The following is a 23,972-nucleotide window of genomic DNA, read 5'->3' on the forward strand; positions in this document are numbered from 1 at the left end:
AAGTCAGAGAAGCCTCTCCGGTGGCCATCATGTCGCGTCCCGCGGATGCGCCGGCCAAGGCACTTGTAGCCCTGGCGCGACTGGGGAGCGATCTGGGTTTGCCCGGCTGGCCGCTCTTGGCGGCTTTGCTGCGCCGTGAGGCAAATGGAAAGGATGCCCCCGCGCCCGCACTGGTAGAAATTCTCACCGCCTTCGGATCGGTGGCCCACGGTGATGTCGAGCAGGCGATCCAACATTTGCACGCGCTCTCTGACTTGATCGAAGCAGGCACCGACGCCGCTCACGACGTCTTTACATGCGCATTTCGCACGATCTGTTCGTGGCCGTCCACAGCGCTGCGACAAGTGATGACCGGTGTGCGGGTGCCTACGTCGAACGGAAACTGGCGGTCAGCGCGTGAAGTTGCAGCCCGCGTCAGCGGGATCGCTGACTCGCATCGACTGGCGCGTGAACTAGAGGCGTTCTGGCCGACCAATTCCTCGGATGACCGGGACTTGGACGTGACGCTGGACAAGCGAATGGCGTCGGATCCGATGGTTCAGCCGCGAACGCTGGCGCAGGTAGAGCGTAGCTGTGCGGCCTCTTTAGAGGCGGTCTTGTCGCGCGCGCAGTCGGACATCCCGGCTGAGCTGCTGGCTCTGCTCGTCGGCATCGTCCGACAGACGGAAGGCTTCCGATCACTCGTGTCCAAGGGGCTCGCGTTGCCCGAGGCGGCGACGGATCGAATTTGGAGTCGCATTCGGAAAGAAATCGAGGGGGCGTTTATCCCTCAACTCCCGGGCCAGAGCCTCTCTAACATACGCCGAAAAACGCTATTCACGTTCAAGCTCGCTCGCCCCCACCATGTTGATGTGCGTTCACTAGCGGGTGAACGCGTTCAACTGCCGGTCGGGGCGCTTGAGCCTCTGCTCATTATCGGCGACGGGCATCGGCCCCGCAAACCGATCGATCTGGATGGTCAGGACCACTGGCTGAGAACCGTGACGCTCGCCGACGCTACCCAACCCGTCGAAGCTGAGCAAATCCGGCGGGTGATCCGGACGCTTGCCCTGGAATGTCTCGGATATCAGCCAAAGTGCATAGCGATCCTGGATGAACTGGCCTGGGAATGCACGCGCGTCGAACAGACCACCGTGGAGGATGCCCGCGCGCGGCTTGAGGACCGCCTGCCGCAGATCCTCGCCGAATTGAAGCCGACACGCGGCACTGCGCTGCGCCGGACGCTGGACGAATACGACCGCAGCGAGGGGAGTTCGCTCCCGGAAATGAGCGGACGAAGCGTCTTCCCGACTTGAAGCGGGAGCTCTGGAGGGCGGTCCAATCGCCGGAGGCGGTCGGTCAGCTTCTTTCCGCCATCCGCGGCAAGATCGAGCAGTTCGGCTACACCCCCGACCGGACCCTCTTCGAACTCTTCCAGAATGCCGACGACGCGGCCGTGCAGCATCCGCCGCCGGATAAGGCACGGTTCCGGTTGGAGGCGTCCGACGGGGGCCTGCGCGTCCTGCATTGGGGCCGGCAGGTCAATCACCTCGGCGTCGACGCCGATCTGGGCCAGCGCGAGGGCTGGCATCACGATCTCTTCAACATGCTGCTTATGAACCTCTCGGATAAGCGCGAAGGGGTAACGGGACAATTTGGCTTAGGCTTCAAGAGCGTGCACCTGCTCTCGGCCGATGTCGGGATCGCAAGCGGCTTTGTTGCCTGTCGGGTACGAGGCGGGATGCTGCCGGATGTCTGGGATGCCGGGCGGCAGGTCTCGCTCGACCTCATTCAAGAGGGCAGACGGGCGACGGTTTTTGACATTCCGGTCGAGCCGGGCTGCGAAACGCGTGCAGAGACAGCGATGACGGCGTTCCGGCAGGCCGCGCGTTGGCTGCCAGCGATGACGTCGCCACGTTCGGAAGATCGAACTGGCAGGGGCGGAACAGCGCGTCTGGACAGCCGGCTTCGTGGAGACAGATGCACCGGGGATCAGCATCGTGGTGCTGGGCGGCGCAGAGCCAGGGCGGGGATTGGCGCTCGACCTCTCCGACGAGACAATGCTTTTCGTACCGCTCTCGGCCGACGGCCCGATGCCGGCCGACGCCGTGCTGCCGAGGCTCTGGTTGCTGGCGCCACTTGCAGAAAGCCTCGCCTCGGGTTGGCTGATGAATGGTCGTCGCTTCCGCGTGGATCCGGGCCGCGGTTCACTGGCGCGCAGCGGAAATGAACCCCAGGCCACGTTCGAACGAATTGGCGCGGCCCTGGGCGCGCGCCTGTGCGAGCTTTACGATCTGGTCGATCGTAACTGGGCGGGCTTCGTTCGATCAGCGGGACTGGCCGACACCTCGCCGGAAACCGGGCCCGCGACCTTCTGGCGACGGTTGGCCGACCTGTTTGCGGTGGATTTCGGCGATCCGATCGCGAGCCATCTCCATGGTCCGGAGCGAGGCTTCGGACGGTTGGTTGGGGAGTGTCCAGTTCTGCCGACCGGCCTGCCACGGCCTTTCCAACTCTTCCTCCGCGCAAGGGACGCCAAGCACGTCGCGACGGGTGCGCTGGAGGATGGAGCGATCTTGGCCGACCTCCACGACTGGCCGGCATTCGATGACATCGCGGACAACATGGTTTCGCGGGGAGCGGCTTTGCGGTTGTCAGCCCTTGGTTTCGCGGCGCCATCCGCCTTGACGCTCGCGGCGCTGGTGAAGCGCGAGCTGAGCGTCGACAATAGGATCACACCCGAGCGGGCTGGGCGGATTGGTCGCGTCCTGAAACGCGAGCGGGTGAACCGGCTGCCATGGGGCGAACAGCAGGAGGTACTGGACGCCATCAGCAAGGGGCGATTCCTTATGGCGGACCAATCCTGGCGGGAAGCGCGGTTGCCAGCCCGCGCGGCAGCGGATGCATCCGACGAGGAAAGGCTGATCCTGGCCTTTGCACCGGGCGGGGCCATTGCAGATCCGGAATATGCCGGCCCGGCTTTGGCCCTCTATCGGCTTGCGCGGGAACGTAGCGGCTTTCAGCAGACAGCCGCGACCTATGCTGCATGGGCGTTGTCCGTGGGCGAACCGGAAAAGCAAGCGGCCGTGCTGCGCTACGTTCTTGAGGGCACCCAAGGGCAGGTCCTGGGCGATGCCCTGGCAGACGCGCGTCCGGCCTGGCTGCCGGCGCGCTCGGACGAGCTGCGCACTAGTCCGCTGGTGGCAGGAATTGCACCCGACGATCTCCCTGCCCTGCTTGGGCGGCTTTACCCCGAGGAGCAGCGGCAGCGGTGGGCGGTCGATTTCGTAGATGAGAACGGCGATCAGGAGGAACTCCGGTCGTCGGACAGACGAGTAGACCCGACGACATTCCTCGAGCGGCTGCACGATTGGTGGGAAAGGGAGGCTTCCGCGGAGCGCGTCCGGTCGGATCGAAATGCATACCCGGAAGGCTTCGATCCCGGGCGGCTCACCGGACAGTCTGGCAATAGCGACCGTGATGGCTGGTTCACATTTTTTGCTTTGGGTATCTTCCGTACGATCGGTCGATCCGACGACACGCAGCACCGCAACTTCATTGCGGTCGCCGATCGCGCCGGCTGGTGGAGTGATATGGCATCGGCACGGCTGCCTGACGGTCCGGAGCCTTGGATCCGACAACTCGAAAACTTCGCGCGGGCCGATGCATGGCATATAGACTTCCCCCAATGGCGGCGAGCGCTTGTCGATCTCTATGTCGTCGCGCGCTGGTTGCCTGATTACGTCGATGCCGTATTGACCCTCCCAGCCATAGTACGAAAGCAAGGTCCTATCGCGCTCTCGGATGCATGGAGGCTGAGCACCTCGCCATTGTGGCAACGCCGTGGACTCGAAGGCGCGCCTCTGACCCAAAGCCTCGGACTTGGGGCAAACTGGTTGGTGCGCGAGGCGGTGCGCCACGGCATATGGACAGGAGAGGACATCGCCGCGATGCATCCTTACGGCTGGGCCAGCACGGCACGCTTGCGAGCGCTTTTCTCGAGACACCTCGGTATTGATCTGGGCCCGGAGGCGAAGATGGACCTCAGCAGGGACATTCATGCTCGTGTTGAGGCCCACATTGGTGACCGCGCCTGTTTCCTTGGCGACCTCGATTTGCCCTTGCAGATCGTTGCGCACGGGCGCCGCGACGATGTACTTCAATCTCTTCTGGAGGGGCCGACGTCATTCGATCTTGACACCAATACACCGGTCGACGGTTACGAGGATTGAATCTCTTGCCAATCTTCACGGCTGATCAGCGCGTCCGCCATCCGCAGCATGGCGAAGGTCGTGTCGTTACCGATCTCGGCGCCACCGTGATCGTCCGGTTCGGCGTGGCCATCGAGCAGGTGGAAGCCGCCGAACTGTCGCGCATGCGCTCATTAACGGACGCACTTGCAGACAGACGGTTCGACGACGCCCTCGCCACGCTGACCCGCGCACAGGCTCTTGCCATTCACTCGATAAATGACCAATGGGGCGTATTCTCGCGCTCCCGCGTACACCTTCTTCCACATCAGCTTTGGGTCTGCCGGCAGGTCACGCGCACGTGGCCCACGCGGTGGCTGGTGGCCGACGATGTGGGCCTCGGCAAGACTATAGAAGCCGGTTTGATCGTGGAACCGCTCCTGTCGTCGGGCCGAGTGCGGCGCCTGCTCGTCCTGGCGCCGGCGCGTCTGGTCGGGCAATGGCGCGGGCGGCTTAAGACCATGTTCGACATCCGGCTACAGGAATACGCCGCGGAACTGGACCGAGGTCGCGTTAATTTCTGGGAGACGTCCCAGCAGGTGGTGGCCTCGTTCCACACGCTTCGCATGAAGGGGGCAAGGGAGAGGCTCCTCACGGCCGAACCGTGGGATCTGATCATCGTTGATGAAGCGCACCATTTTCAGGCCCAGGAGAGAACCACAACGCTCGCCTTTTCCTTGCTCCAAGCGCTCGAGGACGCGGGCAAGTTCAAATCTCTCGTACTGTTCACGGGCACACCGCATCGCGGTAAGGATTACGGCTTCATGGCCCTTATGCGACTCGTAAGGCCGGACCTTTTTGATCCGGAGCGCGACATCGAAGGCCAGCTCCCAGATATTCACAAGGCCATGATACGCAACAACAAGGCCTTGGTGACAGATCTCCAAGGCAACAAGCTGTTTCGTCCCGTCGCCACCGAGACCGTCGATTACAGATACTCGGACGCGGAGGCCGCATTCTATGGGACGATGAGCGATTTCATCATTGACGGCCGAGCATATGCACTGAGCCTCACCGGGCGGCAGCAAACGGCAAGGATGCTGCTTCTGATCGCTGTTCAAAAGCTGGCCGCTAGTTCAATCGCGGCAATCGGCGCTGCCCTCGAACGCCGCCGGGCGATGCTTGCCCGGCGGTTGTCGGATGGCGCGGTCCCCGAGGAAAGCGAGCCTGAGACTTTGGACGAAGCTGCAGAGGACGAGGAGAGCCGCCCCGATCAGGTCACGCTGCTCCTCATGCAGAACGAGATCGAGCGCCTCGACGAAATCCTCGCGCTTGCTCGGAAGGTCAAACAGGAAACCAAGGTCGCGCGCTTGGTCGACCTGATCGAAACCCGTCTTCCCCCAGCCGAGCCCGTGCTGCTGTTCACCGAGTACAAGGCGACGCAGGCCCTCGTGTTCTCGGCCTTCGAAAAGCGCTTCGGGCCCGGCTGCGCGGGCTTTATCAACGGCGTTGAAAAGCTGGTCGTGGCCGGCGGCGCGAACCGGGATCGCGTGTTGCAGTGCCCTCGTGACAGGGCAGCCGCAGAATTCAACGCTGGCCAGACCCGGTTCCTCATCTCCACCGAAGCCGGCGGCGAAGGGATCGACCTGCAGGAGCGCTGCGCAACGCTCGTGCATGTCGATCTTCCATGGAACCCGATGCGCCTGCACCAACGCGTCGGACGATTGAACCGTTATGGCCAAAAGCGCCCGGTACAGGTGTATCTCCTGCGCAACCCGGAGACTGTTGAAGCGAGGATTTGGGCGCTGCTGCAAGAAAAGCTCATTCGCATCCAGGCCGCCCTCTCTGCGTCTATGGAAGAGGCGGAAGACATTTCCCAATTGGTGATCGGTATGACAAGCAGCGGGTTCTTTGAGGAGCTTTTCGCCGAAGGGCTAAGGCGTCCATCCGACCGCCTGTCCGATTGGTTCAATGCCCAAACGGCCCAGTTTGGTGGAACGGATGCCGTTGAGGCCGTGCGTACCCTCGTTGGCAATGTCGCACGTTACGACTTTCAATCAGCGAGCGCCGATATTCCGAAGCTCGACCTGCCGGCGCTCGAACCCTTTTTTCGTCATGCGATGCAGCTGGCTAACCGGCGCGTCATGCGGACTGAGACGGGATTGTCGGTCGCCACACCGGAAGGCTGGCGCGGAAGCCCCGATCTACAAGCCAGATACGACGGACTCGTCTTCGAGCGCGCTCTGTCGTCTGACCAGGCAATGGTCAAGTTGCTGGGGGTCGGGCACCCGCTCATGGACCGGGCGCTTGCCGAGAGCAGTGAGCGCGAAACTCTCTTCGCGCGGGTCAAAGGCCTTTCACGGCCACTCCTCATTGCTTTGGCTGAAGATGAGATTACAGGTACAGGCGCGACAGTTCACCGCGTGATTTTCAGCATCGACGGATCAGCCGAAACTGGCGTTTCCTTCCTTCGAGATTGGGAGCTATTATCACGGCTTAACGAATTTCAACCCGCCTCTGACGTGACATCTAGACCATCGGTCGAAGAGGCTAACGTCATTCGTTACCTCATCGACAATCTTCTCCAGACCACTTCTCAGCTCGCACTTCCCTTCCGACGTCCCAGATTCACGCCGATGATAGCAATGCTTCCGGGTCTTGAACCGTAGTCTCGACGCGATCGATGTTGGCTAAAAATCTGCCGCCAATTTGAAATCGGTGATTGAGCTAGATGCTCGATCGTTCATGGGATAGGAGAAACAGGTTAGCAGCTCGTCCTTAGCTCGACCCAATTGCTCTATCGGGCGAGCACTAAAAATGCCGTTGTTGGAGAAAAGTTGGAGAAACGCGAATAGAATCCCGTGAAGGATAATCTAACCAATTGAAATCGCTGGCGCTCCCTAGGGGAATCGAACCCCTGTTTCAGCCTTGAGAGGGGGCCAAAATCGATCCGCGCGATGATCATCCTGAAAATATTTCGGAGATAGAAGCCTATACTCGGGCGATCCCGACTCGTCTGCATGAGCAGGCGGAAGGCTCGCCGCCACCGACCTCCTGTTCGAACGGTCTGCAGCGCAACCTCTCACGGTGGGAACGCGGTGATGCAAATGCCTATCGGCTCGTTAGCCATTAAATCCGAGGCTGTGCAACAACGGTCGGGGATCAGCGATCGGTCGATCTAGTCCAGACCACAGAATCGCCTTGTTATCGATCCGCCATGTGAATGCATTTCATCCAAACAATCGATTTCACCAACCCATGTGTTTCTCGCAAACATAACTCACAATGTCGATAACAACTTCCAAAATTGTCGTGGCGATGGACGAGGTGCCGCCAAGCTTGTCGATACATTTGATTGATCGCGGCCTATGCCCCTGCAGCCAATCCAGATTGGACGTCATCACGCTGCACGCGAGCCACAGGCATCGGGAATAGGAGTTGAGCGCGCAATGTGCCGGATCAGGTGTCGATTGGCCAGTACGGCTCTGCTTAGTCCATTCCGGCTGCCAACATTTACGTGCAAGCGGGGACCGCTCAATTTCACTCGGGTCATGTTCTAGGGTGACTTTTTCTGAGTGTTATTGGCACGACTTGAGAAGAGGTGATGAATGCGAACGCTACTGGTTGATCATGAAACGGACCCAGTGCGCATTGTACACGAAGCGCTCTCGGATTGCGGTTTTGCCGTTGACGTAGCGTGCACTCTCGATGAGGCAGCCGCCGCTTTTGGTTGCGCCAGCTATGACATTCTCCTGCTCGAGTTGGTTCTTCCGGATGGAAACGGATTGGATTGGCTGAAACAGTTGAGACGCGACGGACATTCGATGCCTGCCCTGATAATGAGCAGCTGTAACGAGCTCGGCAGGCGTATTGCGATCTTCAATGGCGGTGCGGACGACTTCCTGCCCAAACCCGTGTCTCCCGATGAACTCATCGCGCGGATGCGAGCCACATTGCGCCGATCAACGCAAATGACGGCGCCCGTCGTTGCTTTTGGCAATCTAAGATTCGATCCGATCGGTCGGCAGGCCTACGTTAATGGTCGGCCGCTGAGGATCGCGCGCCGCGAGGTGTGCATTCTTGAACATCTGCTCAGCCGCGCAGGGCGCACCGTGGCGCGCTCGTCGTTGGAGGACAGCCTCTATGCATTTGACAACGAAGTCTCAACCAATGCGCTTGAGGTCGGAATCTATCGTTTACGCGGTCATTTAAGTCGGTCCGGCGCGACATTATGGATCAAAACTACGCGCGGGATCGGCTACGTCCTTGAATTGAAATGTGCGGCGTCGGCCGCGTAGTCGATTGAACTTGAGAGAAACGACCATCTTGAAACTCGGGCTTGATAAGCATGCTGGCGTCAATCGGGGACCGATCGCCACCAAAGCCGTTTCGTCCGGCTTGCTTGCTTGTCTTTCGCAGCTCCTGTGCGTGGTCGTTCTGCTATACCCGTCTGCTGCCGTAGCTCAGATCAAACGGGATGATGGAGGGGCACCGCCGCGTGCGGCTCCTGAGAGCATCAGCGGTACGCTGACCCTTTCCTCGTCGCTCGGTAAGACAATTCATCTGACCGCGCCAGCTGCGAGCATCTTTGTCGCTGATCCTGCGATCGCGGACTATCAGGCGCCTTCGAACAAGACCATCTTTGTTTTTGGCAAAAAATCCGGGCGAACCAGCTTGTTCGCACTGAACGAAAGCGGGGAAGCGCTAGCTGAATTGCGTGTCGTTGTCACGCAGCCGATCGAGGACCTGCGTGCCACGCTAAAAGCCCAGGTCGGCGACTATCCGATCCAGGTCAGTTACAGCCCGCGCGGCGCCATCCTGAGCGGTACGGCGCCCAATGCGGAGATCGTCGATAGCGCGATGAAAGTCACTGAGCAATTTCTCGGTACAGGCGCCCTCGTCGTCAACAAGATCCAGGTAGCTGGGTCATTGCAGGTTAATCTGAGCGTGCGCGTGGCGGAGGTCTCCCGCAGCGCCATGAAAGAGCTCGGCGTCAACCTCTCCGCTTCCGGTCAAGCTGGCCCTTTCACGCTCGGCTTGATCAGTGGCAGTGGTGGTGGCAACGGCGCGGCCCAGGGCGGCGGTACGGCAAAGATCGGATCAACTCCGGGGGCGTCAACGTCAGCGCTGTACTCGATGCGCTGGCCCACGAGCGCCTTGCCTCAGTTCTCGCTGAACCGAACCTCACCGCAATGTCCGGTGAATCCGCCAGCTTCCTGGCCGGCGGCGAATTTCCTATCCCGGTCTTGCAGGACAATCGCCAGGTCTCCGTCGAATTCCGCCACTTCGGCGTCAGCCTGGAGTTTGTGCCGACCGTTCTTAGCAACAATCAGATTAACATCCGCGTAAAGCCTGAAGTCAGCGAACTATCGGCGCAAGGCGCTGTTACCATCAACGGCATCTCCGTGCCGGCACTCTCCACTCGGCGTGCCAACACGGTCGTCGAGCTCGCTAGCGGCCAAAGCTTTGCAATCGGCGGGCTAATCCGCCGTAACTTCAACACGGATATCACGACTTTCCCTTGGCTGGGTGACGTGCCGATTCTTGGTGCGCTGTTTCGCTCATCCTCTTTTCAAAAGGAGGAGACGGAACTCGTAATTATCGTCACCCCCTACGTCGTGCGGCCCGGATCGAACACGAGACAGATGAGTGCCCCTACCGACCGCATCGCGCCGCCCTCAGACTTGGGACGCAGTCTGACGAACACGTTGGCAACTCGCCCGCGTGGCCACGGCGCTCCCTCGACCAGCGTACCAAGCGCGCACGGGGTGCCGGCCACATCATCGAATGAGGATCGACAATGATACCACGAATTGTGGGCAGCCTAATCGCTCTGACGGCCAGTCTAGGTGGCTGCACAAGCACGGCGCCGACCTATGTCGAGCCGGACGCGCAGGCGGTCCTGATTCAACAGGAGAGGAATGTTTTACTGCTACAGAGCCTTCGAGGGACCGAACGGCGGCGCCTGTGGGATTTCATCGCGCGTACCAGTCGCGGTCGGCGCGACGCGCTCCACCTCGACATCGCCGCCTCGCCCCGGCTCGGAGCGCAGATAGCCCATGAGGCCCGCGCAATGGGCATCGACGCTTACAATATCCGCCTAAACGGCCCAGTCGTTGACAGGCGCGATGGTTTTGCCGCGCGAATCGAGGCGATTACGTATGAGGCGCGCCCTCCCGTCTGTCCGTCGATTTCGATCATCGGCCCTTCAGTGAACGACAATTCTTTCGATCCGACGCTCGGCTGTTCGATCCGCAACAACCTGGCCGTCATGGTCAACGATCCGCACGACTTGCTTGACAACCAAGCCGTTGTCGCCGGTGATGGCAATCGTGCGGCCATTCCGGTTGCCACATACAAAACCTTTTCGACGGGTAACAACAGCAACTTGAACACGGCTAACAACAAGGTGTCGTCAGATCCCACGTCAGCCGGCACCCAGGCCGTGCAACCCTCTCGATAGCGCCAACATCCGTCACCCGCAGTGCGAGGCCCCCACAAGGAATTAGACTTGGCCCTCGGCAAGAAGTGTTTTGCCACAGATTCGAATGCCGAGCGCGTTTTGAATTTTGATCTCAGCTTCAGTGATGGCATGCCGCGCAAAAACTACCAGAACTGGACGGGGGATGTCGGTCAATCGGCCGATGAAAATCACCACTGGCCGATCAACAGTTCTACTTCAATGAAGAGGAAATGAAGCAGGCCATTCCGCAAACCTGCGGATGAGCCTGCCTTTACCGTCGATCAACAACGAACAAGACGGAGGACCTTGACCAAAGTCTTGCCGAGTTCGACGAGAGAACGCAAAGAAGCGATACACTTCAGGCCTTTGCGATCGATGTTCTCGAATTCGATGTCATCGACTCAGAGGAGAAGACCGGTCCACCATTGGCCAGTACCGCCGTCGGAATTGCGCGGGCCTGCGAACCGACCCTCGTTATTGCCGTCTGCAGAAGCGTGGCAATGGTCGCCCAAGTCGGACCGCCGCTTTGGCTGGCGATGGTTTCGGCCGAGTCGCCCGCTTGGTGTTGGATTCGATCTCCATGCCGTCGCCTAGGAGGCGCTGGCGGGCGATGCGTCTGGATGATGGCGGCGGAGCCTTCCTGGCGCGCTTTCACCCGCGTGCCAGGAACCTGGCCGCGGATATAGGCCCGAGGTGATCGGAGCGCGGCTATGGTAGCGACGGTTTGGGTCGCCAAGTCGACCTATTACGAACCGCCGGCTCCAGATTCGAACGTCTGAATGATGATATCAGCGCGATCGCGACTCACGTGAGAAGCCCAGCTACGTTAAGTGTCGGGCTGCTTGGTCCACCAGATGCTCCGCCTCACCAAGGGGATAGCGTGGGAGCACTGTGGTCAACAAAGACTTACAGAACGCAGGTGTTAGCTGGCCCCGGTGGATCACGACATTCTCGTGACCTGTCGCTGCGCGGGCGCTCTGCCACTGCCGATTGTAGCCGCGCTGTTCATTGGACTTGACGTGGCAAGCGGCGAAGTCTGCGTCATCCAGCACCGCCAACTGCCACGCATGTACCGGCCGTTTCGTATGAATGTGCACCCACATCGGACTCGGCATTGCACCATTGTGGAACGCGCTGGGCTGCAGCTTGATCTCGAACAGCGCCCCTGGTTCACCCTTTAAGGGGCGCGGTAAATCGGCAACCGCCAATTCCTCGATCGCCCGCAAGTGTTCAAGGTACTTCTGTGAGGGGAAGGCGTAGGTCTTCATGCAATCAATCCGAGTTGTCGCCTTTCGCTCATTCAAAGACTTGGCCAGCCCCTGCGCTTCGGAGCACATCACATTGAGCCGGACTATCTTGTCGTGCACTTCGCGCACTTGGGCAGGCGTGAGCAGGCCGCGCCGACGAGGCGCCTCCAACGCGCCCACACATGCCTCCATCTCCGTAGCCTGCGTCCGCAAGCGCGCGACCACGGTTTCCACGACGTGGTCGGCGTCCTCGGGTTTCATCTGGCGTACTTGGGCGGCGGTCCTTTGCTGACCGGGCAGATCGAATTGCAAAAGTTCGTCCAATCGCTTGAGGAGTTCGCGTTAGTCCCTCTATCGAGGGCGGGGCTTGCCAGATCGCCAAGCGTGCCGTCGCCGACGATGAGGCTGCCGCATGCGCCTCCTCTGCGCTTACAAGCTTCTTCGTACCTAGATCCGAAAGCACGAGAACCTTGGCTGCCGGAGGCGTAGCGACTTGCGGCTGCGGCCGCTCGGCCGACGAAATCCCGGCGCTAGCGGCCGGCGTGCGTTTGCCTTTCCCCTTCCTGCGCACTGTCGCGCTTTCAGGCGCAGCCTCGCCGCTGGTGTCGGCCGGTGTCGCAGCCCCAGCGTCGGCCGGCGGTGCACTGATGACCGCCGTCTTCGGCTGCAAGGCAAGGAAGCGCATGACCTCGTGCGCGGTAACCCACGCGCTTTCTACGATCTGGCCCAACATTTCCAATGGGAGGCAGGCACCTGTTCCGCCATCACTTAGCTTGGCACCGATGTCGTGTAACGCCGACGCAAATTCCGAAAGCCGCTCCATGACTCCTTCGAGAACGCCGCAGTGCTCTGCATCGAGTGCGCGTCCTTTGCCGTTTAGAACAGCGTCGGCCGTCGAGTGGAATGCCGGAATAACGTCCGCTTTGAAGGTTCCCAGCAGCCGCACGTGACCGTCCTCAGCCATGAGGATTTCCCTCATGGCTGGTTCGACCGTGCTCGCCTGCGGCTCGATCATGACCTGGGCGAGAGCGATCCGTGATCCCAGATGCATGCATTTCGTATAGAGTGCCCAGCCTGTGTGCAGCCGCAGTGCGGCCTCCTCAGTCTGCCGCATCTCGGCCGTTGTACTTGGTAGGTTCGCAGTAGCCGCGCAGACGGACTGCATTCGTTCCGAGCGCAATGCCTTCTTTTCCCACCACTTCATGCAGGCCTCATAGCGGTCCGCCACACTGGAACTCGCTCGGCTCAGCTGATCGGAAGTAGCGTTGGATCGGCGCATCCGGTCGAGCACGGTGACCGCACTCTTCCTGCTCTGCTCCAAGGCGTAGATGGCCGGGGTAGCCAATATGTTGCATTGCTCCGCCGCATGGAGTGCTTCGTCGCGGATTCGGCGAGCCCGATCGTCGGACAGAACGCGACGCGCCACATGCTTGGACAGGCTTGCATAGTAGTTCAGTACTTTTGAGCCTGCCTCGACGAGCCGGTCGATCAGCTCTTGCGCCTCCGACGAGTTCGGCAGCGTGGCCGCATTCCGGCAAGTGGCAAGTTCCTCAAGTAGGCCGTCCATTTGTCGTTTTGCTGCTTCGATCTCGTCGCCTGTCGAGGCAGTGAGGACTGCCATACTCGAAGTTGTCGGCTGGCTAGTGACCGGCACGGCTCCATCGTGACTCCGAGCGCGCATCCGCTCCACGACGGAATCGAATAATTGGCTGCCCTCCCCCGCGGCAAGACCAGCATCCGAGCGCGAACTGCTCGATCCCCATGTGCTGTCGGCTCTAGCAGCGCCAACCTGCGATTTGCCAAGTCGGCCAGTGCCAGTCATTTCCACCTCCGTACAGGCGATAGTGCGAGGCCTTTCGAGATAGGCTGCCTGGCTGACAACTAGCTGACGAAAAGTAACTACCGGATGCACAAAAAATCTACATCCCGGTGAAGTGAAACTCCGCATGGATAAATGGTCCCCGTAGACTTCCGACCACCAGTGATAGCGCAGCGGTCGGTGCGAGGCGTAAAGACTCACCGTTTCCTTGGCATGGCGATCGGCTCGTCAGACCGCGCGAGCTCACACCACCAGTTGACACCTTCCGTCACCTCAGATCGAGTGATTGCGATGAGCGTCAAGGAACATCATTCGTCAACTCAGTGCGGCAGCTCTTCGCCCCGGTCTATGAACTCCAGCATCGTCTCAGCCTCATTGATCTGAAGTAAGGCACGCTGCAATATTCGGATCGTAGATGCCTGCGTGGGGACGAGGCCCGCTCTTTCGTAAGCGAGTTTCAAATGATGCATCACCTCTTCCTGAGTGGGGGCGACCCGATTCCGCAGCGCGCTGATTGTCAATGATGCGAGCATGTGCTCGACTACGCTTCTTTCTGTCTGAACCAATGCTGATTGCCTCCCATCGTTGGCTCAACCTTTGAGACCAGTTATCGGCGAAAATGTGTGCGCGCGCTTCAAGCAGTTGGCGCCAGTTAGTTGGCGCCAGTGGGTGCGCGTAGCGGGTAGGCAATAACAATGCGGTTGATGTCGCTGAGTACAGGGATCAGTGGGCGAAGAGATCCTGTGTCTGAACCAACTAGCCACCATCGGGTCGAGGCATCGGTCCCGCCGGTGGATGGTGAGTACGTCGCCCTCATGTAAGACTTGCTCGGCCTTTACGACGAGGTCCGATCGCAAGGTCTGATCGCAAGGTCCGATGGTGTGCTTCGAAGATACCCGGTGCAACACATGGGCGAGGCACGTCAACCGATCTCGGCCGAGTCTTGCGGGGACAGGGGCTCGATCGCAGGATCGACAATCCCAAAGCAGCCGCGCCACGAAATCGCCGCTTTGGAAGCCAGAGCGAATGCAGCAAGCTCCCGCATCCAATGCATGTTCATGACAGACTAGTCCTGCACCGATTTAGGCCTCGCCAATCTCGACACTTCCAAAGAGTCATAATCACTGTGCAGAGCTACTAGTTGGTATCAGCCTGAAGTCAGTCTTGGAGTGCAGGCCGTTCGAGGGGACACGGCATCGTGCTGTGTATGGATGAGAAGTCCACCTCTGGCGCTGATCGCGGTCCTCCTGATGCGGCCCGGTCGGCCCGAAGAGCCATGACTACAGAAGGCACGGCACCTCCGGGCGGGCCATCGGCAAGTGTTATGGACGGCACCGAGCCGCTTAGTTCCCTATCCTGGGCGAAACTAGGCCGCCGTGCCGCGCGAACGCTATGGCTGGCGAAAAGGCCGCGCTGGTACGTGCGCCTGACCCTGGCCGGTTCAACCGGTTCATCGCGCATTAAGGCTACACAGCTTCGGAGACCGATAGCCAGGTCGTGAGCCCGGCGGAGCACATCGCGTCAGGCTCAAGGAGACCCGGCCACTCGGCTGGTGCGCGCGTGCAACGCCTACCGTTTCAACAAATGACCACGGACCGCACCAGAAACGACCCGGCCAAAATGCAACGAATGCGATCGGACTCAAAGGACAAAGCAGCAAAATCAACGAAGCTGCTCGTTACCCGTTGCTCATGACGGTGTGGTTGCGGGGATTGCTGAACCTGTTATCTGCGAAAGCAATAACGCCTGCTCAGATCTCTACGCTCCCGATAATCTATCGATTTTTCTTTCGATCATATCCAATTCTGCGATCGATGTCTAAGAAACCTACCCTTCTTGAACCGCTTGCAGCATCCTGGCGTTATGAAGCGTGCGAAAGCGAAGGAAGTTCTTCATCATGCACCACGGTGTGTAAACTCACCTGGAATAGATCGTGCCTTGGTCAAATTCGTTGAAGCCCTTGCAATCGCCGATGCGAGGCGCGATCATCTCTTCGAGAATGAGCGGCTGATGAAAACTCATATTGACGCCGCCAGCGAGAAGCGCATCAGTGGTGGTGTTCAAAATGAAGTCCGCAGCAGTTTATGCTCGGTTCTCGACCGAGCTTCAAAACGAAAAGTCGACTGAAGATCAGGTTGCTCTGTGTAGGGCCTATGCGGCCCGTCATCAACTCAACGTCGTTGCGACCTTCGAGGACAAGGCTCGTTCTGGAGCCTCTGTATTCGGCCGCGATGGCTTGATGCAGCTTATGGATGCGGCGCGCCAACAACGTTTCACCGTTGTCATTGTGGAAGCGTTGGATCGGCTTTCTCGTGACATGGAAGACCTAGCCGGCATCCACAAAAGGTTATCGTTCCAAGGCATCGAAATCCAAGCCGTTCATGACGGCACGGCGGACTCGATCTTGATTGGAATTCGCGGCCTCGTTGGACAGATGCAGCGCGAAGACGGAGCGAAGAAGGTCCGTCGCGGCATGGCCGGTGTGATACGCGACGGTCGACACGCCGGGGGACGCGCCTACGGATATCGAGCCATTCCCGGCAAAGCCGGCGAACTCGAAATCGTCGAAGACGAAGCTGCGATCGTCCGGCGTATTTTCACGGCCTATGCCGGGGACGAACGCCGCGGGACATCGCACACGATCTCAACCGAGAAAACGTTCTTCCGCCGCGAGGCCGGCTATGGAACGCGTCGACGATCAATGGGAACGCCGAACGTGGTGCTGGGCTCATCTTCAACGAACTCTATGCCGGGCGGATCGTTTGGAACAAAGTCCGGATGGTCAAGGATCCTGACACCGGCAAGCGGCTGTCTCGTCCGAACCCTCGTGATGAGTGGCAGAGCATTGAGGCGCCTCAGCTGCGCATCGTCGAACAGTCCGTTTGGGAGCAGGCTCACGCTCTGAAAACCGAGAAGAGCCACTTGGCCAGCCACGTGAAGCGACGGGCACCGCACCTCCTCTCCGGTCTCCTTCGCTGCGGTTGTTGCGGATCGGGGATGTCGGTTCATGACCGTGACAAGACTGGAAAGACGCAGGATTCGCTGTTCGGCGGTTCGCGAGAGCGGGAGTTGTTCGAATCGAAGGATCATCTACCTGCGCGACATCGAAAGACTTGTGCTCAGCGGCATGGCGGAAGAACTGAAAGACCCGCAGCTGATCGAGACTTATGTCCGCAACTACAACAGTGAACGGGAACGGCTTGCCGGGGACGCAGTCGCAGTGCGCGCGCGACTGGAAGCAAAACGTGATCGGATCGAAGGGGAGCGCCAGCGCAACATTGATCTCGTGATCAATTACGTAATTTCGGAGGAGGACGCCAAGCAAAGAATTGGGGAGCTGAAGGAAGAGCGATTGCGCGTCGAGGCCGAACTAGCCGCACTCGAAGAAGCTCCAGTCCCCGTCGCGCTCCATCCAGCGACTCTGGACCGCTACATAATCACGGTGAACGCACTTGCGGAGACAATGGCCGGCCACACCGAGGCGAAGGACGACCGAGGTTCCCTGGTCGACGACTTTCGGGCGCTTGTGCACAGCGTCACGGTCCACCCGAAGGGACCACGGGAAGGGTTCGAGGTCGAGGTGAAAGGTAAGCTCGCCGCGCTAATCGGCGGGGACGCCTTTCCGCAGGCTCACCGCAATAGTGGGTCATACATGGTAGCGGGGGAGGGAACTCGAACCCCCGACCCCAGGATTATGATTCCCGTGCTCTAACCAGCTGAGCTACCCCGCCATGGGCTCGCCATCGGCGGCTGGTGAGCCGCGGGTGCGAACGCGCGGCATATAAAGAGTGGCATGCGCGCCTGTCAAGCAAACCCGGACGGGGCAGCAACTTATTGCAGGCAGAGGCTATTTCGGCCTCACCGATGGGTCGCCGCCGGGGCTGCCGGGCGGTGGAATCACCGGCGTGTTGCCGCCTGGTGGGGTCGGCGCACGCATTTCGGGATCGACCCCGGCCGGCGGGCACAACACCCCGTCGGATTTGGCGAGCTTGTCGCCCAGCGGCTGGCTGCTCTGCCCGGTGGTGGTTCCCTCGGGAGCCGGCGCGCCGGGATGCGACGGCTGCTGCTGCGGCGCGCAATTCGCTGCGGCGCGCTGCGGCGCCGGCGGCGCGGTCTGTGCCGGCGGCGTGGCTGATGTCGGCGGCGCCTGCGCCGCGGCAACAGCGGGTGCCAGCATCAGCACACAGGAAAAAGCGAGTGTTCGATTGATCCTCATGACGAGAAAACCGTGACGGTGCACCGATGTTCCCGGTCAAAATCGCCGTAATTTCACGATTTGCGGAAGCGGATCAGCGAGAAATGCCCCATCGGCGGCATCGGCCGGCGCTCCGCAAGGCTGACCCCGCCATGCTTCGCCGCCCAATTGGTCAGCCGCTCCCACGGAAACTCCGGACGCCAGCCGAGCCGCCGTGCCAGCGGCGCGAAGGCAAGCTCGAAGACGCGGCGGGGGCCGCTCTCGGCGCCGATGTGATTGACCAGGATCAGCTCGCCGCCGGGCTTCAGCACGCGGATGAAATCGTCGAGCGTCGCCTCGGGATCCGGCACCGCGGTGATGACATATTGCGCGACCACCGCGTCGAAGAACGCATCCGGAAATGCGAGATTCTTGGCGTCCATCACCGCCAGCGCCTCGACATTGCTGAGGCCCTGCGTGCGCACGCGCTTCAGCGCCCGCCGCAGCATCGGCTCGGAAATATCGACGCCGCATAGTTTTGTGGTGCGCTTGTATTCCGACAGCGAGAGCCCGGTGCCGACGCCGACGTCGAGCACGCGGCCGCCGATCCGGTCGGCTTCCGCGATCGTCGACTGACGGCCCTGATCGAACACCTTGCCGAACACCAGATCGTAGATCGGTGCCCAGCGGCCATACGCCTTTTCGACCCCTTCGCGGTCGATGTCCCCAGCCATTCCCCTGCCCCGAATTCAGCTTTGTTTGCGCATGATCGCTTCGAAAAACCGGTTCCCACTTTTCCGGATCATGCGCTATCCGCGAACCGCTTCCGCAAGCGGCGCCAACACGTCCTGCGTCGCGGCCCGCATTGCGCGGCTGGCGCTTGCACTTCTGATGAAGCCGCCGCCGAGCACACGCGCCTGCCCGGAGGCCGCGTCGTAGAACACGCAGGCCTGGCCGGGCGACACGCCCTCCTCGCCGGCGACGAGCTCGACCTCATAGCCGCCATCGACGGCGCGCAACCACGCCGGCTGCGGCGCGCGCGTCGAACGCACGCGGACATAGATCTCGATGCCCTCGCCGATCACGCGATCCAGCGCGCCGTCGCCGATCCAGTTGACGTCGCGCAGCGCGATACGATCCATCCGCAGTGCCTCGCGCGGCCCGACCACGACACGCCGCGTCGCCGCATCGAGCTTGACCACATAGAGCGGGCTGCCGGAGGCAATGCCGAGACCCTTGCGCTGGCCGACGGTGAAATGAACGATGCCCTGGTGCTGACCGATCACATGACCGTCGAGATCGACGATGTCGCCCGGCGCGATCGCATTCGGCTTCAGCCGTCCGATGATATCGGTGTAGCGGCCGGTCGGCACGAAGCAGATGTCCTGGCTGTCCTGCTTGTCGGCGACCTCGAGATCGAAGCGGCGCGCCAGCTCGCGGGTCTGCGGCTTGGTCATGTCGCCGAGCGGGAAGCGCAGGAAGTCGAGCTGCTCGCGCGTGGTCGCGAACAGGAAATAGCTCTGGTCGCGATCGGCATCCGCGGCACAGACCAGCGAGCGCGATCCGTCGGCAAGCCGCCGCGAGGCGACATAGTGGCCGGTGGCGAGCGCCTGCGCGCCGAGCTCGCGCGCAGTCGCGAGCAGATCGCGAAACTTGACCGAACGGTTGCACTCGATGCACGGCACCGGCGTCTCGCCGAGCGCGTAGCTGTCGGCGAAATTGTCGATCACCGATTGCTTGAAGCGGCTTTCGTAGTCGAGCACGTAATGCGGGATGCCGATTCGCTCGGCGACATTGCGCGCATCGTGGATGTCGCGGCCGGCGCAGCAGGCGCCCTTGCGATGGGTCGCGGCGCCATGGTCGTAGAGCTGCAGCGTGATCCCGACCACGTCGTAACCCTGCGACTTCAACAGCGCAGCCGTCGCCGACGAGTCGACGCCGCCGGACATGGCAACGACGATCCGTGTGTCTTCAGGGCGGCCTTCGAGATCCAGACTGTTGAGCATCTTTAAGCGGTCATTGGTCACTGTCGCGGCGAGCTTAGACGCTCCGCGACGATATTGGAAAAAGCCTTTTGTCCAGAGAGCCTTAGAACACATCCAAGGCCGGTTCGGTCGGTTCGGACGCGTTGGAGGCCACCTTTAATATAGGCCGTATTCCGGTGAGGCAATCCGCGGAAGCCGTGCCGTGCCGCGCCTGGACGGCAAATCTTGCCGCCGGGCAAAAAGGAGACTCGTCGGGAACCCGTTCCAGCCTGCGAGTGCCATTCATAACCAACTGAAATAACTCATTATTTTCTACACCCGATGGTTGGCCCACTCCTTGCTGACAAAACGCCGGAAGTCTCATTTGCGAGGGTTGGCAGTGGTGAGCGTCACGTCGGAAGCATTGGCAGGCCGGTCTTTTCAGGGCGCGACGCAGCGGTCGTCGCGGCCCGATCCCGCTTCGCAGGCGGGGAACGACGGCTTTGCCGCGCTGGTCGACAGCAACACTGCGTCCGCAAACGACAGCAGCCGCTACAACTCCCAGCCGGCGCCCTCGCGGCGGTCCGACGATCCGCCCTCGACGACCGACGCACGCCCCCGCGACACCAGCACGGGCCCCGACAGGACGTCGCGGGATTCCGGCAGTTCGCGCGACGACAACAAGGTCGACAGCGACGCGCCGTCCAAGACCAAGTCGAAATCGAAATCGGACGACTCGAAATCGAGCTCCGATGCGAAATCGACCAGTGACAAGCCGGACGCGACGCAGGCCGCTGCGCAGCAGGATCCCGGTGCGGCAACCGTGAATGCCGTGATTGCTCCCGTTGCCGCGACACCGGCGACTGCCCCGACACCGGCGGCCACCGCGCCGTCGGACCAACCGGCCGCACCGCTCGCGATCGCGGCGGCGGCCATCGCGGCAAGCTCGGTCATCGCCGGCACTGGTGCCGCTACCGGCAGCGGCGCGCCTGCCGGCGCCGACACAGCGACGGCGGCGGCCACCACTGCGAACACCGACAAGGTCGCCAAGGCGGCCGGCGTCAAAACCGACGCGCAGATCATCACCACCAGCGACGCGGCAACGACATCGGGCGCCGCGACAGCGACCGGCGATGCGACATTCGCCGCCGCAGTTGCCGCCGGAACGCCCGCCACCAAGACGACGGCGCAGGCCAAGACACAGCTCACCGCGAAGGACGCGACAGCAACGATGCCGGCCGACCAGGACGGCGCTGCCGCGGGCAGCGCCAACACCGCGCAGGCTGCCCCAACCAATATCGTTCCCGCCGCCGCGCAGCCGGCCGCCGTTGCCGGCAAGGCAAAGGCCGCCGCAGACGGTGCCGCCGATGCCATCAAGGCTGACGCGAACGGCGACGGCAATGCCGCGCCGACGCCGGCGGTCGGCGGCCACGCGGCCGCGCAGACCCAGCTCACGACACCCGATCCCAGCGCGCAGGCAGCGAATGCACTGCAGCCGCAACCCGCGACCACCCAGACGACGACGTCTGCGACCGCACAATTGACCGTGACCAACGCCGCGCAAAGCGCCGCCGTGCCGCTCAGCGGGCTTGCGATGCAGATCGCCGCCTCCGCCAAGAGCGGCAAGAGTCGCTTCGAGATCCGGCTCGACCCCGCCGAGCTCGGCCGCATCGATGTCCGCATCGATGTCGATCGCAACGGCCAGGTCACCTCGCATCTCACCGTCGAACGTCCGGAAACGCTGTCGATGCTGCGCCAGGACGCCAACCAGCTGCAGCGCGCGCTCGACAATGCCGGCCTCTCGACCGGCAATGGCGGATTGCAGTTCAGCCTGCGCGACCAGTCGCAGTCGGGCCAGAACAACAATGGCCAGTCCAATCCGAACGCCCATCGTTTGATCGTCACCGAGGAGGACAGCGTTCCCGCCGCAGCGGCGGGCCGCTCCTACGGCCGTGCAACCGGCGCCCTCGGCGGCGTCGATATCAGAGTGTAAGGAGTTCACCATGGCAGTCGATGCAACCATGCCGACGCCCGTCGTCTCAGCACCGGGCACCAGCAACGGAACGAACTCTGGAAGCAGCAGCGGCAGCGGCCTGACGACCTCCTCGCAGGGCATCGCCGACAATTTCCAGACCTTCCTGACGCTGCTGACCACGCAGTTGCAGAACCAGAACCCGCTCGACCCGCTCGACACCAACCAGTTCACCCAGCAGCTGGTGCAGTTCGCGGGCGTCGAGCAGCAGCTGAAATCCAACGATCAGCTGAAGTCGCTGATCGAGATCGAGAAGAGCGCGCAGTCGACCCAGGCGCTGGTCTATGTCGGCAACACGGTCGCGGTCGACGGCAGCAAGACGCAGTTCGACAAATCCGCGACCTGGAATCTGGTGTCCCCGCAAGCCACCAGCGCCACCATCACGATCACCAGTTCGACCGGCCAGACCGCCTATTCCGGCAATTTCAGCCTGAAGCAGGGCAACGCCAGCTTCGTCTGGGATGGCAAGGGCAACGACGGCACGCAATGGCCGGCCGGCACCTACACGCTGACCGCCACCGGCAAGGATTCCAAGGGCAACCCGATCGCCATCTCGACCGAGGTGCAGGGCGTCGTCGACTCCGTCGACCTGACCGCCTCCCCGCCGCTGCTCTCGATCGGCGGGCAGACCTACACCACCGACAAGATCAAGCGCGTGGTGCGCGGGGCGACTGGCTCGAGCTGAGCACACTGCCACGATCCGTAGCTGCGCGTTGAGCGGGCGACCGCGCACCACCACAATCACCAATGTCATCCCTCCGAAAGCGGATGATCCAGTATTCCAGAGGTCTCCATGCTTGAACCGAGAGGTCGCGGCGTACTGGATCGCCCAGCGCGGGTACCACACTCTATCGTCGTCCTGGCGAAAGCCCATAACCACCGCATTTGGTGATGAACGGGATCGTGGCCCCAGCGTCGCGCAACAATTGAGAGTTGGGGTAATGGGTCCTGGCTTTCGCCAGGACGACACTGAGTGTGTGGCACGGTTTTTGTGGGTCACACGATCGCATTCTCGCGACATGATTTGCCCGAGCCTTTGCTTCTCGTCTCGCCTCTGTTGTAGAGGGAGCAGGGAAAGCCGGCTGCCGATCACGACGGTTCCATGCTATAGCCACGTCACTTGGCTGCTTGCTGTGGGGCTCGACAATGCCGATCAATCGCTTGCTGAAGACGGGCGAATACACGCCGGAGCAAATCGAGCTCTTCAACAGGGCGTTCAGCCTGGCGCTGCATTCGATGGGCCTGGTCGATCGCAACGATCCGCTTTGCGAGATCGTGGCCCGCAAGGTCATCGAGATCGGCAAGACCGGCGGCCTCGACGCGAAGGGCGTCGCGGAAGCGGCTGTGGCCAGCATTGGTCTCTGACGGGCGACGGCCGCTGACGGAACGGCGCTTGCCCCGCGGATCGGACGTTCCGGCTGAGCGCGGGCCGCCGCCGTTGCTGGCGGCCCGCCATCAGAGCGGGCTCACTCGACTTCCTGCACGACCGTACGGGTGTCGGGATCGACCAGCATCACGCGTTGGCCGGTATAGACATAGCGATATCTGGTGAGCGACGGGCCCCAATCGGCAGGCACCGCTTCAAGCTCGACCTCGCGCGGCACAGGCGAGCCGACGACGATCCTCTCCCGCGTCTCGACGGGACGGATCCTGTGTTCGGTCACATAGCTGTGGATTCGCGTACGGTATTGCGGCTCGATCTGCACGGTGGCGGCATGTCCGGCACCGGTCGTGCCGACAATCGTGCTCTGGGCAAAAGCGCCCGTCGACGCCAATACGGCGGCAACAGAAATCAGAACCAGCTTTTTCATAACGTCCTCCTCACCGCTCCATGCGGCGTTTCGAGAACCGCGACAGAATGGCAATGTTCCTAACGGAGGGATCCCGATCAATCGCGCCGCCGGCGCGCTCCTCGCGCCAAGGCGTTCATCCGGGAATGGTCGTCTTGTTCGGCTGGTCCAGCGTTGGCGCGTCCGGACTTTCGCTCTCCGCATTCAGCTCGACCTCGGCCGCGTGCCGGAATTCCTTGTCCCTGCCGTCGGGCTTTCCGGCCTTCTCCCAGAGCTGCCGCGCGTAGTCCCGGATCTGCTGTTCGGTGGCCATG

16 protein-coding genes, 1 tRNA gene and 3 pseudogenes are annotated in these 23,972 nt (G+C 61.6%); 12 read left to right on the forward strand and 8 right to left on the reverse strand.

The window, feature by feature from the left end; translation table 11 throughout:
* Positions 1 to 20 precede the first annotated feature (20 nt).
* From ACSKB9_RS17890 to ACSKB9_RS17920, 7 genes and pseudogenes are all read left to right on the forward strand, one after another.
* On the forward strand, positions 21 to 1,295 hold the full coding sequence (locus tag ACSKB9_RS17890) for a hypothetical protein (protein ID WP_438074595.1): 1,275 nt from the start codon (positions 21 to 23) through the stop codon (positions 1,293 to 1,295).
* Positions 1,296 to 2,072: 777 nt separating this feature from the next.
* Positions 2,073 to 4,211: a hypothetical protein gene (locus ACSKB9_RS17895; protein WP_438074597.1), complete on the forward strand. Its 2,139-nt coding sequence runs from the start codon at positions 2,073 to 2,075 to the stop codon at positions 4,209 to 4,211.
* A 5-nt stretch (positions 4,212 to 4,216) separates the two neighbouring features.
* Entirely contained in the window at positions 4,217 to 6,838 is a 2,622-nt protein-coding gene (locus tag ACSKB9_RS17900; protein WP_438074599.1) for a DEAD/DEAH box helicase, read from the forward strand.
* Positions 6,839 to 7,777: 939 nt separating this feature from the next.
* A complete protein-coding gene (locus ACSKB9_RS17905; protein ID WP_438074601.1) occupies positions 7,778 to 8,467 on the forward strand; it encodes a response regulator transcription factor in 690 nt (229 codons plus the stop codon).
* 73 nt (positions 8,468 to 8,540) lie between these two features.
* Positions 8,541 to 9,960 (forward strand): annotated as a pseudogene (locus tag ACSKB9_RS17910) (type II and III secretion system protein family protein).
* A gap of 9 nt (positions 9,961 to 9,969) precedes the next feature.
* Entirely contained in the window at positions 9,970 to 10,632 is a 663-nt protein-coding gene (locus ACSKB9_RS17915; RefSeq protein ID WP_438074603.1) for a CpaD family pilus assembly lipoprotein, read from the forward strand.
* Between the two features lie 48 nt (positions 10,633 to 10,680).
* Positions 10,681 to 10,866, forward strand: a complete 186-nt coding sequence (locus ACSKB9_RS17920; protein WP_438074605.1) for a hypothetical protein — start codon at positions 10,681 to 10,683, stop codon at positions 10,864 to 10,866.
* Between the two features lie 587 nt (positions 10,867 to 11,453).
* On the opposite strand, the pseudogene ACSKB9_RS17925 reads toward ACSKB9_RS17920, so the two are convergent.
* Together ACSKB9_RS17925 and ACSKB9_RS17930 are read right to left on the reverse strand one after the other, a co-directional pair.
* Positions 11,454 to 13,701, reverse strand: a pseudogene (locus ACSKB9_RS17925) (hypothetical protein).
* 1,914 nt (positions 13,702 to 15,615) lie between these two features.
* Entirely contained in the window at positions 15,616 to 15,762 is a 147-nt protein-coding gene (locus ACSKB9_RS17930; protein ID WP_438074606.1) for a hypothetical protein, read from the reverse strand.
* A 1-nt stretch (position 15,763) separates the two neighbouring features.
* On the opposite strand from ACSKB9_RS17930, the pseudogene ACSKB9_RS17935 reads away from it, so the two are divergent.
* Together ACSKB9_RS17935 and ACSKB9_RS17940 are read left to right on the forward strand one after the other, a co-directional pair.
* Positions 15,764 to 16,138, forward strand: a pseudogene (locus tag ACSKB9_RS17935) (recombinase family protein); the annotation flags it as partial.
* Between the two features lie 191 nt (positions 16,139 to 16,329).
* A complete protein-coding gene (locus ACSKB9_RS17940; protein WP_438080282.1) occupies positions 16,330 to 16,887 on the forward strand; it encodes a recombinase family protein in 558 nt (185 codons plus the stop codon).
* A 464-nt stretch (positions 16,888 to 17,351) separates the two neighbouring features.
* On the opposite strand, the gene ACSKB9_RS17945 is transcribed toward ACSKB9_RS17940, so the two are convergent.
* From ACSKB9_RS17945 to mnmA, 4 genes are all read right to left on the reverse strand, one after another.
* Positions 17,352 to 17,429, reverse strand: a tRNA-Met gene (locus ACSKB9_RS17945).
* Between the two features lie 116 nt (positions 17,430 to 17,545).
* Complete coding sequence (locus tag ACSKB9_RS17950) at positions 17,546 to 17,914, reverse strand: hypothetical protein (RefSeq protein WP_438074607.1); 369 nt, start codon at positions 17,912 to 17,914, stop codon at positions 17,546 to 17,548.
* Between the two features lie 53 nt (positions 17,915 to 17,967).
* Positions 17,968 to 18,606, reverse strand: coding sequence for a class I SAM-dependent methyltransferase (locus ACSKB9_RS17955; protein WP_028333443.1), 639 nt, complete (start codon positions 18,604 to 18,606; stop codon positions 17,968 to 17,970).
* A gap of 75 nt (positions 18,607 to 18,681) precedes the next feature.
* On the reverse strand, positions 18,682 to 19,878 hold the full coding sequence (gene mnmA / locus ACSKB9_RS17960) for a tRNA 2-thiouridine(34) synthase MnmA (RefSeq protein WP_438074609.1): 1,197 nt from the start codon (positions 19,876 to 19,878) through the stop codon (positions 18,682 to 18,684).
* A gap of 358 nt (positions 19,879 to 20,236) precedes the next feature.
* Here mnmA and ACSKB9_RS17965 point away from each other — a divergent pair, with 358 nt between their 5' ends.
* The 3 genes from ACSKB9_RS17965 to ACSKB9_RS17975 all read left to right on the forward strand — a co-directional run bounded on the left by ACSKB9_RS17965 (position 20,237) and on the right by ACSKB9_RS17975 (position 23,233).
* Positions 20,237 to 21,829 carry a flagellar hook-length control protein FliK gene (locus ACSKB9_RS17965; protein WP_438074611.1) on the forward strand — a complete coding sequence of 531 codons (1,593 nt, stop codon included), beginning with the start codon at positions 20,237 to 20,239 and terminating at the stop codon, positions 21,827 to 21,829.
* A 10-nt stretch (positions 21,830 to 21,839) separates the two neighbouring features.
* Complete coding sequence (locus ACSKB9_RS17970; RefSeq protein WP_069276532.1) at positions 21,840 to 22,553, forward strand: flagellar hook assembly protein FlgD; 714 nt, start codon at positions 21,840 to 21,842, stop codon at positions 22,551 to 22,553.
* A 461-nt stretch (positions 22,554 to 23,014) separates the two neighbouring features.
* The gene (locus ACSKB9_RS17975) at positions 23,015 to 23,233 is read left to right on the forward strand and encodes a hypothetical protein (protein ID WP_438074613.1); all 219 of its coding nucleotides are present in this window, start codon (positions 23,015 to 23,017) and stop codon (positions 23,231 to 23,233) included.
* A gap of 101 nt (positions 23,234 to 23,334) precedes the next feature.
* Here the strand turns inward: ACSKB9_RS17975 and ACSKB9_RS17980 are convergent, their stop codons facing one another.
* Both ACSKB9_RS17980 and ACSKB9_RS17985 read right to left on the reverse strand, forming a co-directional pair.
* On the reverse strand, positions 23,335 to 23,679 hold the full coding sequence (locus tag ACSKB9_RS17980; RefSeq protein ID WP_438074615.1) for a DUF1236 domain-containing protein: 345 nt from the start codon (positions 23,677 to 23,679) through the stop codon (positions 23,335 to 23,337).
* 115 nt (positions 23,680 to 23,794) lie between these two features.
* Entirely contained in the window at positions 23,795 to 23,971 is a 177-nt protein-coding gene (locus ACSKB9_RS17985) for a DUF2934 domain-containing protein (protein ID WP_152977920.1), read from the reverse strand.
* Position 23,972: the final 1 nt, after the last annotated feature.

Source organism: Bradyrhizobium sp. BR 1433, from assembly GCF_051547665.1.
GTDB classification, from domain to species: domain Bacteria; phylum Pseudomonadota; class Alphaproteobacteria; order Rhizobiales; family Xanthobacteraceae; genus Bradyrhizobium; species Bradyrhizobium australafricanum.